Consider the following 15796-nt stretch of genomic DNA (forward strand, 5'->3'; position numbering starts at 1 on the left):
ACGATCACCCCCTCCGCGGGCCGCTCATGAGCCTGAGGATCTCTTCCACGGCCTGGGCCTCCTCCTCTTCGGAGATCTGGCCCGCGCGCCTGGCCTCCTCGATGGCCTCCAGCCGCCGCCGGACCGCCGCCGGATCCCTCAGCTCATGCTCGACCTGCTGCTGGATCAGCTCACCCAGCCGGATGACGCCGTGGACAGGGGCGAGCGGCCAGGTGAACAACAGGCTGATCAGTCCCACGGCGGCCTCCCCTCATACTCAGGTGGTGACGAAGTCGTACGGCGCCATCGGCCCGAGCATGCGGACCTCGACCCGGTCTCCCCACTCGGAGCGCAGCTCCCCGACCGCGCGTTCGAAGTCGGCCTGGCGGTCGTTCTCCACGAGGAACGCGACGTGCGCGGCGTCCCGTTCGTGGCTGGGGTCCCGGACCGCCGCGGCGACGGTGACGGGCTCGAAGCGTTCGACGACCGCCCGGGTGTCGGCCTCCCGTTTCGCGGCGATGATCTGCGTGATCAGCTCGCCGAGGCGGATCCGCTCGTTACGCGTCACCTCTTCCGGCAACTGCCTGATCCGGTCGCGCAGCTGTCTGGCCTCGGCGTTCTCCGTCAGCACCTCGACCAGCACCGGCTGCTCGGCGTACCGCGCCTTGAGCACGAACTGGGTCCGGCCCTCGATCTGCTTCAGCGCGGCCGCGAACGAGTCGTGGTGCGGGGCCAGCAGCTCCTCCACGACCGCTTCCGGCGTGGTCATCACGGCGCCGAACCGCAGGGGAAGCACGGGCACCTCGGCCGCGGCCTCGTCGAGCAACTGCTCGTGGGCCACCAGGTCCTGCGCGCGGCCGAGGGGGCGGTCCACGTCGACGTCGCTCACCAGGGCGGCGATCTCACCGTGCCTGATGATTGTGACCCTGCCCGGAGGATCGCCCACCCCGACGGCGTCCTCGCTGATCTCCACGTCCTCCGGGAGGATGCCGTAGACGTAGCACGCGGTGTTGCGCGGGGGAGCCTCGGCCTGGTCGCCCGCCCCGGACTGCCTGGTGGAGCCGGTCATCTCAGTCCTCCTCCCGTCGACGCCGGCGGGTACGCGGGGCGGGTTCCTCCGCGTAGCTCGCCATGAGGTCCTGCAGCTTCTCTCCGGCCGCCTCCAGCACGCCCTGGGCCACGCCCTTGGACTTGCCGTGGGCGATCTTCTGGGGCGCACTCGACAGGAGGTCGGGCAGCCCCTGCTGCTGTGACGCCAGGTCCAGCCGGTTCACCGCCTCGGCGAACCGGAGATAGGTGTCGACGCTCGCGACGACGACACGCACGTCGATGGTCAGAATCTCGATGCCGACCAGTGAGACCCGTACGTAGGCGTCGATCACGAGGCCCTTGTCCAGGATCGTGTCAATGACGTCGGCCAGGCCCGATCCCGACGACCGGCCCGGCAATCCGCCGCCACCCGCCGGTGGAACGGCTACCGTCATGCGCTTCCCCTCCTTGCTTCCTTGTCGTGTCTGCGGTTACTCGCCCCGCCCCCGCCATTCGGCGCGCGGGCGGCTGTTCTATTCGGGGGGACGGCGGCGCCGGACCAGGGGGCGGCGACGCACCGGCTGCTCCTCCCGCGCCCTTGCGTGGGCCTCGCCCGTCTCCTCGGACTCCTCGCCCCTGCGGCCCTGCTCGCCCCTCCGGGGCTGTTCGCCCTCGCTCCGCTCGGCCTCCGCTTCGCGCCGCCTGACCGGCGCCCGCGTGCCGCGCTCCGCGGACTCGTCCCCGCGCCTCCGGGTGACCGGCGGCCTGGCCCGGCCGCCCGCCTGGGCGCCCGCATAGGCGGGCCTGCGCGCCCGCTCGGGCTCCTCTTCTTCCTCCTCGTACGGCTCCTCCTCGGCGCCCCCTTCTTCGGGAACCTCCTCCTCGAACTCCTCGGGCTCCTCGAACTCCTCGCCTTCTTCGGCTTCCGCGCGCTCCTCGGGGGCCTCCTCGCCCCGCTCGCGGCCCTCGCGTTCGCGCTCCTCGCGCAGCGCCGTCTCGTGGTCCTTGACGACCTCGCTGTCGCGGATCTCGCCCCGCCAGCCCTCGATCTCGTCGGGACGCAGCAGGGCGTTGGTCATGACGTGCCGCTTGAAGTGCTTGAACTCGAGCCGGACCCGGCGGCCCTGGGCCCGCCACAGGTTGCCGACGCGCTCGAAGAAACCCTGCGGGTGATACTCGACGACGAGCAGGACCCGGGTCAGCTCGGGAGTGATCTCGTGGAAGGTCACCGAGCCGTCCGGGAAGCCCTTCGGGCCCTGCGACCGCCAGATGATCCTGCTGTCGGGGACCTGCTCGACGATCGTCGACTCCCACGTGCGGTGGGACCAGAAGACCTGCGCCTTCCACCCGAGCTTCTCGTCGGACTTCTGCTCGACGGTCTCGACCTTCTTCATGAAGCTCGGGAAGTCCTCGAACTGCGTCCACTGGTTGTAGACCAGGCGGAGCGGCGCGCCGATGTCGAGCGATTCGATGATGTTGGTGACCTTGAGCTTCTTGCCCTTGCGGCCCTTGCCTCCGCCGCCGCCCCCGCCGAACAGGCCCTTGATCTTCTCCTTGCCGTACGCCATGAGGGCCGCGCGTACGGGATGGCCGCCCCCGCCGTCCTCGGTGAGAGCGCTGGTGAGAGCGCCGAGCAGGCCGCCGCCGCCCGTCGCGCCGAGCCGGTCGGCGGCCGACTTGAGCAGCCCTCGGGCGTCCCGGCCGCGGGTGACACCGCGGAGCAGCCCGCCGAGCGCCTCCCGTCCGCCGCCCTCTTTGCCGGTGAGCGCGCTGAACAGCCCGGAGCCGCCGTGCTCCACGTAGTCGGTGAGACGGCCGGCCAGGCCGTCGATCTTCTCGGCGACCCGCGACAACGCGCGCTCGGCCACGGCCGTGGCGAGGTTCTGGAACTCCTGCCCGAGCCGCTGCGTGGGCAGCGCCCCTTCGTCCGGCGCCCGTGTGCCCTGCGTTCGTTCCCGCGTCTGTTCGGTCATCGGTCTCACCTCCTCCGCAGCACGGGGCGGGTGGGACGGATCCGGGGCCTGCGCCGCTCCTCGGGTTCGGGCTCCTCCGCCTCCTCCTCCGGCTCCTCCTCGTACTCCTCTTCCTCCTCGTAGGCCTCTTCGGGCTCAGGCTCGCGCTGCGGCGGGCGGCGGCGGGGCACCCGGCGGCGGCCCTCCTCCGGCCGCTCCTTCTCCTCTTCCTCTGCCTCTTCCTCCGCGGCCCGGCCCCGGCCCTTGGGCTGCCGGAGCGCCTCGGCGCGTTCGTGCAGCTTGTCGCTCAGGTTGTCGATCTGGCGGCTGGTGGCGCGCATGGCCGCCGCCTTGCCGATGTCGAGCAGGTCGCCGCGCACGCGTTCGGTGAGTTTGCCCAGGTCGGGGGCGGTGCCGCCGAGGATCTTGGGGACCTGTTCGAGGAGGGCGCCCGCGGCTCCCTCGCCCTTGAGGCGGGCGGCGAGGATGGCCAGCGCGAGCACCAGCGCCAGGCGCAGCTTGTGGTGCCGGCCGAGGTAGTAGCCCGCGATGACAGCCAGGGCCACCTTCAGTCCGTCTTTCATGATCGCGCCTCCTACTGGCCGCCCCCGAAGCGCCGTTCCGGACATCCGCCCGTCTCGCCGTGCGGCGCTGCGATCCGACTGAACGGTATGAATGCCCTAGACAGGCACATAAAAACTCGATCTCGTACATACCGGGCAGTTTTGGTCGGACTTGATCCCCGCCTTAGAGCCGTCCGTTCTGGCCCTCCCCGGGCTCGCCGGTCTTGGTGTGTTGGAGGGCTTCCGATGACCCAACCTCGCCCCACCTCGGATGATTACTGTGTGCAAACCGGGTATCACGGGCCTGTATCGGCGGTAAGCGGTACCTACCGCGCACGTGAAGCGGGAGAGTCACATGACCGAGACCAGAACGTCGACCGCGACCGTCGAGCATGCACCCGGACGGTCCCTCGGAACGCAGGGTGGCTCCAGCCTGGTGACGGAGCGGGGCCGCACCACGATCGCCGACGAGGTGGTCGCCAAGATCGCCGGAATGGCGGCCCGCGAGATCGACGGAGTCCACGACTTCGGCACCGGCACAGCCCGCGCGTTCGGCGCGATCAGGGGCGCGCTCGGCGGGGAGGACGGCGTCACCCGGGGCATGTCCGTGGAGGTCGGCGAGCGGCAGGCCGCCGTGGACATCCACCTCATCGTCGAGTACGGCGTCGCGATCCCCGACCTCGCGCAGGCGGTGCGGAGCCACGTGATCCGCGCGGTGGAGCGCATGTGCGGGCTGGAGGTCACCGAGGTCAACATCGCGGTCGACGACGTCCACCTGCCGAGGCAGCAGGAGTCGCAGGCGCCTGCGGACGGGGAGCCGCGGGTCCAATGAGCGCCGTTCCGGAGAGCGCGGGGGCGGAAGACCGCCGGCGGGTGCCCGAGACCGCCGGGCGCGGCTCCCCGGAAGGCCCCCCGCCGGAGCGGGACGGCCGCACCGGAGCGGAAGAGGAACGCGAGGTCTCCGCCCGCCGGATCGCCGACCGCGTGCTGTCGTGTCCCGACGTCGCCGACCTGTCCCGGGGACCGTTCGGCGTGGTCGCGACGTACCTGCCCGGCGGTCTCGTCCCCGGCGTCGCCGTACGGGACGACGTGATCGAGGTCGACATCGTCGCCCGGTACGGCAGGCCGCTGCCGGAGGTCGCCGACCTGGTCCGCGACGCGATCGGCGACCTGGCGGCCGGCCGCAGGGTGGACGTGACGATCGCCGACGTGGTCAGAGACGACGGCGGAAGGAAGGAATGATCATGGAAGGCTATCCGCTCTGGGGTCTCGTGGGGCTGGTGTTCGGCACGGTGCTTGGGGTGGTCGGGGCCTTCGGCGGTCTCGCCGCGTTCATCATCGTCCTGGTCCTCGGCATCGTCGGGTTCCTCGTCGGACTGGTGCTCGAAGGCGGCGTACACATGCCGCAGATGCACCCGAGACGGCAATGAGCGAGCCCGCGGCGCACGGGACGACGACGATCTCGGACCGCGCCTTCGCGAGGATCGCCGAGAAGCTGGCGAGCGAGGACGAGCACGTGACCGGCCTGCCCCACGTGTCGGCGTCGGTGTGCGGGGCGGTCGCGGCGGTCCACTGCGATCTGGCCGTGCGTTATCCGGCGCCGGTGCCGCGGCTGGCCGCGAAGATCCGCGAGCACGTCCGGCGCCGGCTGCGCGAGCTGACCGGTATCTCTGTGGAGAACGTGGACATCGAGGTCGTTGAACTCGTGCCCGAGCGGAAGTCCGAGCGGAAGTCCGGGCGCAGGCCCGTGTGAAGGCCCGAGCGGAGGGGTGGCGATGACCGAAGTCCGAGGCCCGTCTGAGAAGGTGCCGCGCTTCGTCCCGACACGGGGGTTCGGGGCCGGGAGAGCCGGCCGGGCCTTCCGGCCCAGCCGGGGGCTGCCGGCGGCGGTCGCCGCACTGGCGCTGCTGGCGGTCGGCGGCCTCACCGCCGTCCACGTGGTCTCCGCGCTGCTGGGCCTCCCCGTCAAGCTGGTGCCGTACGACCAGTGGGCCCGCTGGGCGAGCACCACACCGTGGGACGACGGCCGGGCCCTCGCGGTGGCCTCCGCGCTGGCCCTGATCGGCCTGGTGCTGATACTGATCGCGGTGGTCCCCGGCCGGGGGCGGATGATCGCGCTGCGCACGGGAGATCCCGACCTGGTGGTCGGCCTGCCGCGCCGCGCGCTGGCGCGGGCGCTGAGAGTCAGGGCGAACCAGGTGGACGGCGTGCGCTCGGCCGGGGCGCGGATGCGCGGCTGGCACGCGGACGTGTCGGTCCGAACGGACCTGCGCGACACGACGGCGCTCGGGGAGCGCGTGCGTGCGGCCGTCGAGGACGAACTGGCCCGGCTCGCCCCCGCCCACCGCGTCTCGCTGAACCTGCGCGTCCACGGCCCGTCCTAGACGAAGGAGGCAGGACCGTGAAGACGAGATCGGGCAAGGGCAACCGAGCGGGCCTGGCGTTGTTCGGCCTGGTCCTGCTGGCCGCGGGCGGCCTCGCGCTGGCGCGGGCGCTGGGCGCCTTCGGCGGCGCCGCGGTGCGGGGGCCGGTGGTGGACGCCGGGGCCAGGAACCTGGCGGCTACGGCGCCGTGGTTCTGGCCGGTCGTGGCCGCCATCGCATTCGTGATCGGGCTCATCGGATTGGCCTGGCTGCTGGCGCTGCTGCGGGTCGACCGGCCGCGGCGGCTGCGCCTGGAGTCGGACACGTCCGGGGTCACCGAGGTCGACGCGCATCCCGCGAGCGAGGCCCTGGCCGAGCAGGTCAGCGCTTATCCGGAGGTGCGCCGGGCGCACGCCGTGCTGCGCGGCCCGTCCGACGATCCGCACCTCGACCTCGGCGTCTCCGCCGTGGAACCGGCCGACCTCGGAGCACTGGTCACGCGGCTGCACGACGAGGCCGTCCCGGACCTGCGCACCACACTCGGCCTGCGCCGCCTCCCGGCGATGGTCCGGCTCGACCTCACCGGCGGCAGCCGGACCCGCGAGGTCCACTGAGCGCCGGTCAGCCTTTGGACAGGACCTCGGCGAGGACGGCCGCCTGGCTGTGCTCGATGTCCTTGGTCGCGGTGAGCAGGGTCAGCGGGCCACTCTCCGCGAGCCGGCGCAGCCGGTCGAGGGCGGCCCGCCGCTCGGGATCGTCCAGCTCCGCGAGATAGCGGCTGCGGAACTCGCCGAACCTCTCGGGGACGTGGCCATACCAGGAGCGCAGGGCATTGGACGGCGCCACGTCCTTGACCCATTCGTCCAGGTGCGCGGCCTCCTTGGTGAGGCCGCGCGGCCACACCCGGTCGACCAGCACCCGCGTCCCGTCCCCGGGCGCGGGGTCCTCGTACACGCGGCGGACCGTGACGGACATCGCCCTCACCTCCTCCTGGGCCATACTCCCCAGCGAGTGGTCGCGCACGCCGGCAGTCGGACAGGACTCGTAACTGAAAGTTTCACTTTCCGTAAGGGCGTTGTCGCTGGTCGGGGTTTCGTCCAAGTTGTCGATCAATTCGACCCATGTCGCCTGCCTTGGCCTGATGTCTATGGTCCGGGACATGAAGATGCGAATGATCACGGCGGGCCTCGTCATGCTCGGCTCGGTCGCCGCGTCGCTCGTCGTCGGTCAGGCGGCGCACGCGGACACGACGATCTGCGAGAAGTACGGCTCGACCACGATTCAGGGCGGCAAGTACGTCGTCATCAACAACAACTGGGGCGATGACACCCAGCAGTGCATCAACGTCACCGGCACCGGCTTCTCCGTGACGCAGGCCTCCCACAACAAGCCGCAGAACGGCGCCCCGGGGTCCTACCCCGCGGTGTACGCCGGCTGCCACTACGCCAACTGCTCCAGCGGCAGCGGCCTCCCCCTGCAGGTGAGCAACAGTCAGTTCAACACGGTGCAGACCAGCGTCAGCATGACGTACCCCGGCTCGGGCGTGTACGACGCGGCGTACGACATCTGGTTCGACCCGACGCCCCGCAAGGACGGCCAGAACACCGGCGCCGAGCTGATGGTCTGGCTGAACCACACCGGCTCGATCCAGCCGGTCGGCTCGAAGGTCGGCACGGTCAACCTCGCCGGCGCCACCTGGGACGTCTGGTATGGCAACTCCGGCTGGAACGTCGTCTCCTACGTCCGCACCTCGCCGACGAACTCGCTCAGCTTCGCCGTACGGACCTTCTTCGACGACATGGTGAACCGGGGCTACGGCCAGCGGTCGTGGTATCTGACCAGCGTCCAGGCCGGGTTCGAGCCCTGGGTGGGCGGCACCGGCCTCGCGGTGAACAACTTCTCCTACAGCATCGGCGGCGTGGTCCAGAGCCCGTCGCCGACGCCCACCGTCAGCCCCACCCCCGGCAACGGCGGCGCCTGCCGGGTGAGCTACAGCAAGAACGAGTGGCAGGGCGGCTTCACCGGCAACGTCACCGTCACCAACACCTCCTCCAGCTCGGTCAACGGCTGGAACGTCGGCTTCACGTTCCCGAACGGCCAGAAGATCACCGGCTACTGGGGCGCCGACGTCACCCAGAGCGGGTCGTCCGTGACGGCGAAGAACCTGTCCTACAACGGCTCGATTCCGGCGGGCGGCAACGTCTCGTTCGGCTTCCAGGGCACCTGGAGCGGCTCGAACGGCAACCCGACCGGCTTCACGCTGAACGGCACCCCCTGTTCGTCCTGAACAGCACGAAAAAAGCGCCGCCGGAGGGACGTCCCTCCGGCGGCGCCGTCACATCATCAGGGGTTGATGTTGATCGTGAAGGTGGACGTGGTGTTCTTGATGTCCTGGTAGTTGTCGCTGAGCTTCAGGTTGTTGAAGGTCACCGACCCGACCGCCGGTCCCTGGTCGGGCTCCGGCAGCTCGTTCGCCCAGAGGGCGAAGCCCGACTTCGCGTCGAACGCGTCGCCGCTCTTGTGCGCCCCGGAGATCGAGATGTTGGTGAGGACGGTGTCCTTGATCGGATTGACCGGCTGGCCGCCGAGGTACTGGGTCTGGAACATGATCCCCGAGTACGTCGGGTCGACGATGTCGACGTTGCTGATCCGGATGCCCTGGAACACCTTCGAGGCGGAGAACAGCCAGATCGCCGGGAAGGTCTGCTGGCCCCAGAAGTGGCCGCCCGCACGGACGATCGAGATGTTGTCGAACACCGTGGGCGGGCTCGCGCCGAAGCCGTTCATCGGGTAGCCGAAGTCGAGCGAGCTGATCGTGATGCCGGAGTAGGTCAGCGTGTCCGCGATGTAGATGTTCCTGAAGGTGTTCGCGTACCCGCCGTACACCGCGATGCCGGCCGCGCGCCACGGCAGGATCGCGGTCAGGTTCTCGTAGACGTTGTTCTTCTCGTCGGCGCCTCCCGCGTCGATGGCCGAGAACAGCGCGAAGCTGTCGTCGCCGGTCGTCCTCGCCTCGTTGTTCGAGACCAGGTTGTCCGTGCTGCCGTTGGTCATGTTGACGCCGTCGGCGAAGGTGTCACGGATCCGTGAGTTCTTGATCGTGATGTTGTCGGTGTTCGCGCCCCAGTACATGCAGACCTGGTGCTCGACCCAGATGTTGTCGATCGTCATGTTGGCGACGTTCTGCCAGTCGAACACCTTGCCCGGCCCGTCGATGCGGCTGGTGTAGTTGCCGAAGTAGGCGAACCCGGAGAACGTCGAGCCGTTGGCCGACGACTCCGCCCGGAAGCCGACGTCGGTGTTCTCCTGCGTCGAGGGCGCGTAGAACCGGGTGAACCACGGCCCGGCGCCGACCACCTTGACCGCCTTGCCGTACACCTGGAACTTGCCCGACGTCTGGTAGTCGCCCGGCGGCAGGTAGACGCCCACGAGCTTGCCGGTGGTGTCCATCCGCACCTTGTCGAGCGCGTTCTGCACGTCCTGGTGGGTGAACCCGGTCGGCACGGCGTACGTCGCGGGGTCGGGGTTGGGGATCGCCGACGCCTGCTCCAGGTTCACGAAGTCGATCGCGTACGTGGAGGTGTTGGCGGCGTCCTTCTGCAGCCGGATCTTGCTGCCCTTCGGGACGGTCGTCCCGAGCAGGACGTTGGCCTCGTCGTAGATGTGCCGTGGGGCGCCCGCGCCCGGCGAGTTGCCCGGGCCCGCCTCCGGGCCGTACAGCCACGCGTACTTCGAGGTCAGGTTGATCGCCTTGAGGAAGGTGCCGTTGACGTAGACGTTCAGCGTGGCGTCGGTGCCGCCGCCGCCCGCCGCGTCGGGGATGGAGAAGCGGGTGACCAGGGTGTTCGTGTCGGCCCTGGTCGTCCATTCCACGTAGCTGCCGGTGCTGGTGAGCCGCACGGCCTTGCGGCCGGACGCCTCGCCGGCCAGGTCGCCGATGGTCCGGTTCGGGCCGACGACCGTCGCCCCGCCGCCGGTCACGCCGTCCTCGGCCTCGTACATGTCGTACGGCATGTTCGCGCCGCGGCCGACGAAGAACGGCAGCGTGGAGGTGTTGTTGGCCTGCTTGACCGGCAGCTCGTTGGCGTCGGCGGCGAGCACGGTCTTCACCGTGTATCTGCCGTTGGCGGCCGTCCACGTGCCCAGGTTGACCGGGCTCGTCGTGGAACCGGCCGCGATCGCGCCGCTGTAGGAGCCGGTCAGCGTCTTGACCACGGTGCCCGAGTCGTTGGCGATCGTGAGCGTGATGCCGTGGGCGCCGCCCGCCGAGGCGACCGTGCCCTGGTTCTTGATCGCCACGGTGAACGTCACCGTGCTGCCGTTTGCCGGGTTGCCGGGCGACCAGCTCACCGGAGAGGCCACCAGGTCGGAGCTGTCCACCGGCTTCACGACCAGCGGGGAGGAGGCGGTGAAGGAGTTGTTGGTCTCGTTCTGCTCGATGACCGCGTTCGACTCGTCGACCTTGGCGCTCAGCGGGTAGCTGCCCGCGTCGCGCTGGCCGATGTTCGCCGTCACGGTGGCCGAGGCGCCGGCCGCGAGCGCGCCGACCGAGGCGGTGCCCACCTTGGTCCCGCCCAGGGAGAAGTCGACGGTGGTGGCGCCGGAGCCGAGGTCGCCCGCGTTGCGCACCGTCGCCGACAGCGTGACGGCGTCGGTCTCGACCGGGGACGCGGGGGAGGCCGACAGGGAGGTGATGGTCAGGTCGGGGTTGGGCGCCGGGGAGCCGATCACCTGGAACTCGGCCACCTGCCCCGCCGGGGCGCCGGAGTTGGCGGTGAACTTGAGCTGCACGTCCGCGACCGTGCCGGAGACCGGGATCGACACCGTGTTGCCGCTCGCGGGGTTGAAGGTGTAGGTCGCCGCGCTGGTCAGGTTGGCGAACCCGGACGCGCTCTGCTCGCGGCCGAGCACCTGGATCGTCTGCGTACGCGTGGACCAGGCGGCGTCGGGGTTGAGCTTGAGCACGACCGAGCTCACGACCGCGTTGGCCCCGAGCTGAACGGTCAGCGTCTGCGGGTACGAGCCGCCCGCGCCCTCCCAGTAGGTCGCCACATCGTTGTCGTTCGCGTTGGTCGCGACATACGTGAACGTGGAGGAGGAGGCGGTGATCGGCTTGCCGACGGCCATGTTCGAGCCGCCGCCCGAGCCGTTGCGGGTCACGGTGTTGCTGTTGATCGACTCGTTGCCTGCCGCGTCCTTGGCCCGCACGTAGTACGACACGGTGGCGCTCGTGGGCTGCGTGTCGGTGTAGGTCGTGATGTTTCCGGCCACGCTGCCGCGCAGCACGTTGTTCGCGTAGACGTCGTAGCCGGTGACGCCGACGTTGTCGGTGGAGGCGGTCCAGGTGAGCTTGACCTGCCCCGGCGTGGTCTCGGTGTAGGCGAGGTTGCCGGGAGCGGTCGGCGCCTGGGTGTCGCCGGTCGAGCCCTTGCGGGTGACGGTGTTGCTGTTGGCCGACTCGTTGCCGGCCGCGTCCTTGGCCCGTACGTAGTACGACACGGTGGCGTCGGCCGGCTGGGTGTCGGTGTAGGTCAGGACGTTCCCGGCGACGCTGGTGCGCAGCACCCCGTTGGCGTAGACGTCGTAGCCGGTGACGCCGACGTTGTCGGTGGATGCCGACCAGGTGAGCCTGATCTGGTTGGCGCCGGGCTCGGTGTAGGCCAGGTTCGAGGGAGCGGTCGGGGGCTGGGTGTCACCGGTGGGCGCCGGGCCGTACACCTCGAACTCGGCCACCTGCGCGGCCGGCCACGCGGTGTTGGCGGTGACGTTGATCCGGACGTACCGGACGTTCGCGGTCGAGAAGCTGATCGTGACCGTGTTCCCGCTCGCGGGGTCGAAGGTGCGGCCCGCGGAGGCGGCGAGGGTGGAGAAGCTGGTGCCGTCGGTGCCGCCCTGCACGGCCAGCGTCTGGGTGCGGGCCTCCCAGGTCGGCGGGAGCTTCAGCACCACCTTGTCGACCGCGGTCGAGGCGCCGAGGTCCACCTGGAGCCACTGGGGGAAGGCGTTGTTGGCGCTCTCCCAGTAGGTGGCCTGGTTGCCGTCGTTGGCGTTGCCCGCGCCGTACACGTCGGCGTGCGCGCTCTCCTTCATGGTCTTGCCGAGCGCGAGGTTGCCGGAGGCGGTGGCGGCGCCGTACACCTCGATCTCGGACAGTTGCGCCGCGGGCCAGCCGGTGTTGGCGGTGACGTTGATCCGGACGTACCGGGTCGTGGTCGCGGTGAAGCCGATCGTCACCGCGTTGCCCGAGCCGGGGGCGAAGGAGCGGCCGGCCGAGCTCACGATCGTGGTGAAGGAGGACCCGTCGGTGCTGCCCTGCACCGACAGCGTCTGGGTGCGGGCCTCCCACGACGCCGGCAGCTTGAGCACGACCTGGTCGATGCTCGTCGCGCCGCCGAGGTCGACCTGCGCCCACTGGGGAAAGGCGTTGTTCGAGCTCTCCCAGTAGGTGCCCTGGTTGCCGTCGTTGAGGTTGCCCGCGACGTACGGACTGTTGCTGCTGCTCGCGGTCACGGTGCGGCCGGCCGCGAGGTTGGGGCCGCCGGCGGCGGAGGCGGGGGAGAGGGGCGCGGCCACGGCGAGCAGGCAGGCCGCGGCCACAACAGCGATCAAGCGCAATAACGGGACATGTGTTTTCGACATTTGCGTTCCTCTGTCCGGCAGGAACCGACCGGCGGGTCATCCGATCCGCGGTCGTGGGGGGATTTCGGAGATCGGGGCTCGACGGGGTCGCGGCGGCGACCGGTTGCCCACTGCCGTGGCCGACATCACCTCATGTCCTTTCCTGCGAAAGGTGACGGTGGCGGGGCGCACGGACGCAGTGCTTCCTGCCGGAACTTGCGGAGAACCGCAAAGTCTCGATTTAGAGCTGCAAATTTCTTACATTAGGTTGCCCAGATGTTACATAGGGCCCACCGTGCCGTCAATGGGTCGGAAAGGCCGGATGGAAGGTGACAGGTCTGTCCCGTCCCCGAGTCGGGCCTACCTGGGGATACTTCAAGTGGGCGCCGGTCCGGAGCCGGCCCTGCGCCCGCCCGCGGGTCCCCCAACTCGCGAAAGGAACCCGGCAGAGGAGCCCTCATGTTTCTGCCCCCCAAGCGCTCGCTCGCGGCGTTGGCCGTGCCGCTGGTGAGCCTGACCGCGGCCCCGGCCGCAGCGACACCGACCCCGTCGAACGCGGCCGTTCACGCGGCTCCGCGCGTGGCGACCCTGGTCGACGTGCGCGCCTCGCACCAGCCCGGACTCGACCGGGTCGTCTTCGAGTTCCGCGGGCCACTCCCGGCACGGCGCGACGCCGGCTACGTTTCCCGGCTGATCGCCGACGGCTCGGGCCACACGGTCCCGGTGGCCGGCGACGCGATCCTCGGGCTGCGCTTCGGCGGCGCGACCGGCCACGACGACAACGGGCGCCCCACCTACGGGCCCGCCCGCGAGACCTTCGCGCTGCCCGGCGTGATCCAGGTCGTCAACGCGGGCGACTTCGAGGCGGAGCTCACGTTCGGCATCGGCCTGAGCAGGAAGGCGTCCTACCGCGTCTACACCCTCACGCACCCGAGCCGGGTGGTCGTGGACATCAAGACGCCCTACCGGACGGTGCCGGTGCGGACGTACTTCCTCGACTCCCGGGCGTACGCGGCGGGACGGCGGCCGTACACGGCGGCGGTGTCACGGCCGGTGACGCCGCCGTCCACCGCGCGCGGCGCGCTTCAGCGGCTGTTCGCCGGGCCGACGCAGGCGGAGTACGCCAAGGGACTGCGCTTCGTCGCCTCGGGAGCCACCGGCGTCCGTTCGGTCGTCGTCCGTGACGGGGTCGCCCACGTGCGGCTCACCGGTTCCCTCGGCAGCGGTGGGTCGGCGTTCACGGTCGCCGACGAGATCACGCCCACGCTCAAGCGGCTTCCCGGCATCCGCTGGGTGAAGATCTACGACGCCCGCGGCCGCACCGAACGCCCGAAGGGGCCCTCCGACTCCGTTCCGGAGAGCCTGGAACCGTGACGGTGGGAGGGCCGGGGCGCCCCCGGCCCTCTCCTTCGTCCGTGACCACCGGGGTCAGTGCCCTTGGACGGAGAGGTGGACCTTGGAGAAGTCGCGCGCGGCCAAATGGTCCTTACGGATGCCCCAGATGAGCCACGCGCCGTCGCCCCAGATCATCCCGGTCTGTCGTCCTCGGCCAGCTGCAGGAGCGTGACCCACTGGAGCGCCTCCTCCTGAAAGGCCGGATCGCCGTAGGAGCCGGTGCCGGCGGCGTGTGCCGCGACGGCCTCGATCGGGCCCTGAAGCGCGTCGGAGTATCCGCCCACCTGGTGCGGCGGCCCATCCATCCCTCCGTCTTCGAACAGCTCGAGCTGCTGCTCGAAGACCTCTCTCTCGTTGAAACTTTCGGAATAGATCGTATTTGTTGTCAGCCCTCTGCTGGCGTTTTCGCTGGTAGTCCGCGGATTTGCTGTCCGGCATTGACCCGAGACGAGTCAGTTCGTAAGGTACGTCAGCAGAAAGTTAGGGGATTGTTTCGAAAAGTTTCGACTTGTGGAGCATTCCCGGCTCGTGCATCTGGACGTCCGACCCCGTACTCCCGACCGGAGGACCTTCCTCATGCTGCACAGATTCGCCGCGGCCCTCGCCGCGGCCGGGCTCGTCACCGCGCTCGCGGCGGCCCCCGCCTCCGCTCACCCCGACCGGCACCACGACAAGACCCTGGGTGAGCTGGCCGGCGCCTCGCATCGCTACCTCGGCTCGGCCACCGACAACCCCGAGTTCTCCGACGCGGCGTACCTCAAGATCCTCGGCAGCGAGTTCAACTCGACCACGGCGGGCAACGCGCTCAAGTGGTACGCAACCGAGCCGCAGCAGGGGGTGTTCGACTTCACCCAGGGTGACCAGGTGCTCGACTTCGCCCGCAAGCACCACATGTCCTTCCGGGCGCACACGCTGGTGTGGCACAGCCAGCTCCCCGACTGGCTGAACAACGGCACCTTCACCGCCGACCAGCTCCGGGCCATCCTCAAGAACCACATCTTGACCGAGGCGCGCCACTACCGGGGCAAGGTCTACTCGTGGGACGTCGTCAACGAGGCGTTCAACGAGGACGGCACCTACCGGGACACGATCTTCTACCGGACGCTCGGCCCCGGCTACATCGCCGACGCGCTGCGCTGGGCGCGCCAGGCCGACCCGCACGCCAAGCTCTACCTGAACGACTACAACATCGAGGCCGTCGGGCCCAAGAGCGACGCGTACTACAACCTCGTGAAGCAGCTCAAGGCCCAGGGGGTGCCGATCGACGGCGTCGGCTTCCAGGGGCACCTCGCACTGCAGTACGGCTATCCGGACACGCTCCAGCAGAACCTGCAGCGCTTCGCCGACCTCGGCGTGGACGTGGCCATCACCGAGCTGGACATCCGCATGTACGTGCCGGCCGACGAGGCCAAGCTCGCGACCCAGGCCGACTGGTACGCCAGGGTGACCAAGGCGTGCCTCGCCGTCCGCCGCTGTGTCGGCATCACGATCTGGGACTACACCGACAAGTACTCCTGGATCCCCGCCTTCTTCGAGGGTGAGGGCGCGGCCCTGCCGTACGACGAGAACCTCCAGCCCAAGCCGGCCTACTACGCGATCCGCGACGCCCTGCGCGGCGCCGGAAGGCCCTGACCCTCCCCATGACGGTGCCCGCGCCCACCGGGGGCCGGGCACCGTCTCGCGTTTCCGAGAGGCCCGAGAGGCCGATGGAAGCCCCATGACGGCAGGCGGGCGTTAACCTCGGGCTTTCGCGGCGAATCTGAGCGGGCTTGATCGTTTACATGAGAAAAGTGCCTTTGAGCTGGGAGGATTGGGCTTGTCTAAGGTCCTGTCCGCACCAGTTCAGAAGGCACTTTCCGAGTGAAGACTATCGTGTCCCGGCGCAACAGCCACCGGA

The 15796-nt window shown here is 69.9% G+C and carries 17 protein-coding genes; 9 read left to right on the forward strand and 8 right to left on the reverse strand.

Annotated elements, in window-relative coordinates:
• Nucleotides 1-4: 4 nt before the first annotated feature.
• The 5 genes from IL992_RS16515 to IL992_RS16535 form a co-directional block, all read right to left on the reverse strand.
• A complete protein-coding gene (locus tag IL992_RS16515; protein ID WP_193204234.1) occupies nt 5-238 on the reverse strand; it encodes a gas vesicle protein GvpG in 234 nt (77 codons plus the stop codon).
• An 18-nt stretch (nt 239-256) separates the two neighbouring features.
• Complete coding sequence (locus IL992_RS16520) at nt 257-1048, reverse strand: GvpL/GvpF family gas vesicle protein (RefSeq protein WP_193204235.1); 792 nt, start codon at nt 1046-1048, stop codon at nt 257-259.
• 1 nt (nt 1049) lies between these two features.
• A complete protein-coding gene (gene gvpJ / locus IL992_RS16525; protein ID WP_193204236.1) occupies nt 1050-1463 on the reverse strand; it encodes a gas vesicle protein GvpJ in 414 nt (137 codons plus the stop codon).
• A 78-nt stretch (nt 1464-1541) separates the two neighbouring features.
• Nucleotides 1542-2981, reverse strand: coding sequence for an SRPBCC family protein (locus tag IL992_RS16530; protein WP_193204237.1), 1440 nt, complete (start codon nt 2979-2981; stop codon nt 1542-1544).
• Between the two features lie 5 nt (nt 2982-2986).
• Nucleotides 2987-3544 (reverse strand): hypothetical protein, encoded by a 558-nt coding sequence (locus tag IL992_RS16535; RefSeq protein ID WP_193204238.1) that lies wholly within the window; start codon nt 3542-3544, stop codon nt 2987-2989.
• A 334-nt stretch (nt 3545-3878) separates the two neighbouring features.
• On the opposite strand from IL992_RS16535, the gene IL992_RS16540 reads away from it, so the two are divergent.
• The 6 genes from IL992_RS16540 to IL992_RS16565 are packed head-to-tail and all read left to right on the forward strand — an operon-like array spanning nt 3879 to nt 6500.
• Entirely contained in the window at nt 3879-4355 is a 477-nt protein-coding gene (locus IL992_RS16540) for an Asp23/Gls24 family envelope stress response protein (protein WP_193204239.1), read from the forward strand.
• The gene (locus tag IL992_RS16545) at nt 4352-4765 is read left to right on the forward strand and encodes an Asp23/Gls24 family envelope stress response protein (protein WP_226873134.1); all 414 of its coding nucleotides are present in this window, start codon (nt 4352-4354) and stop codon (nt 4763-4765) included. The genes IL992_RS16540 and IL992_RS16545 overlap by 4 nt, the downstream gene beginning before the upstream one ends.
• A gap of 2 nt (nt 4766-4767) precedes the next feature.
• Nucleotides 4768-4953: a hypothetical protein gene (locus IL992_RS16550; RefSeq protein WP_193204240.1), complete on the forward strand. Its 186-nt coding sequence runs from the start codon at nt 4768-4770 to the stop codon at nt 4951-4953.
• Entirely contained in the window at nt 4950-5276 is a 327-nt protein-coding gene (locus IL992_RS16555; protein ID WP_193204241.1) for an Asp23/Gls24 family envelope stress response protein, read from the forward strand. The genes IL992_RS16550 and IL992_RS16555 overlap by 4 nt, the downstream gene beginning before the upstream one ends.
• Nucleotides 5277-5298: 22 nt before the next feature.
• A complete protein-coding gene (locus IL992_RS16560; RefSeq protein WP_193204242.1) occupies nt 5299-5907 on the forward strand; it encodes a DUF6286 domain-containing protein in 609 nt (202 codons plus the stop codon).
• 17 nt (nt 5908-5924) lie between these two features.
• Nucleotides 5925-6500 carry an Asp23/Gls24 family envelope stress response protein gene (locus IL992_RS16565; RefSeq protein WP_193204243.1) on the forward strand — a complete coding sequence of 192 codons (576 nt, stop codon included), beginning with the start codon at nt 5925-5927 and terminating at the stop codon, nt 6498-6500.
• Nucleotides 6501-6507: 7 nt separating this feature from the next.
• Here IL992_RS16565 and IL992_RS16570 read toward each other — a convergent pair whose 3' ends face one another.
• Entirely contained in the window at nt 6508-6861 is a 354-nt protein-coding gene (locus IL992_RS16570; RefSeq protein ID WP_193204244.1) for a DUF488 domain-containing protein, read from the reverse strand.
• A 184-nt stretch (nt 6862-7045) separates the two neighbouring features.
• On the opposite strand from IL992_RS16570, the gene IL992_RS16575 reads away from it, so the two are divergent.
• Nucleotides 7046-8173 (forward strand): GH12 family glycosyl hydrolase domain-containing protein, encoded by a 1128-nt coding sequence (locus tag IL992_RS16575; protein WP_226873136.1) that lies wholly within the window; start codon nt 7046-7048, stop codon nt 8171-8173.
• Nucleotides 8174-8229: 56 nt separating this feature from the next.
• On the opposite strand, the gene IL992_RS46245 is transcribed toward IL992_RS16575, so the two are convergent.
• Nucleotides 8230-12495 carry a discoidin domain-containing protein gene (locus tag IL992_RS46245; protein WP_264295012.1) on the reverse strand — a complete coding sequence of 1422 codons (4266 nt, stop codon included), beginning with the start codon at nt 12493-12495 and terminating at the stop codon, nt 8230-8232.
• A gap of 468 nt (nt 12496-12963) precedes the next feature.
• Between IL992_RS46245 and IL992_RS16585 the strand changes: the two genes are divergently transcribed.
• Entirely contained in the window at nt 12964-13878 is a 915-nt protein-coding gene (locus IL992_RS16585) for a GerMN domain-containing protein (RefSeq protein WP_193204246.1), read from the forward strand.
• A gap of 152 nt (nt 13879-14030) precedes the next feature.
• Here IL992_RS16585 and IL992_RS16590 read toward each other — a convergent pair whose 3' ends face one another.
• A complete protein-coding gene (locus tag IL992_RS16590; RefSeq protein WP_193204247.1) occupies nt 14031-14204 on the reverse strand; it encodes a hypothetical protein in 174 nt (57 codons plus the stop codon).
• A gap of 271 nt (nt 14205-14475) precedes the next feature.
• Here IL992_RS16590 and IL992_RS16595 point away from each other — a divergent pair, with 271 nt between their 5' ends.
• Nucleotides 14476-15531: an endo-1,4-beta-xylanase gene (locus IL992_RS16595; RefSeq protein ID WP_193204248.1), complete on the forward strand. Its 1056-nt coding sequence runs from the start codon at nt 14476-14478 to the stop codon at nt 15529-15531.
• Nucleotides 15532-15796: the final 265 nt, after the last annotated feature.

Origin of the sequence: Microbispora sitophila (assembly GCF_014892245.1) — a bacterium.
Taxonomy (GTDB): domain Bacteria; phylum Actinomycetota; class Actinomycetes; order Streptosporangiales; family Streptosporangiaceae; genus Microbispora; species Microbispora siamensis.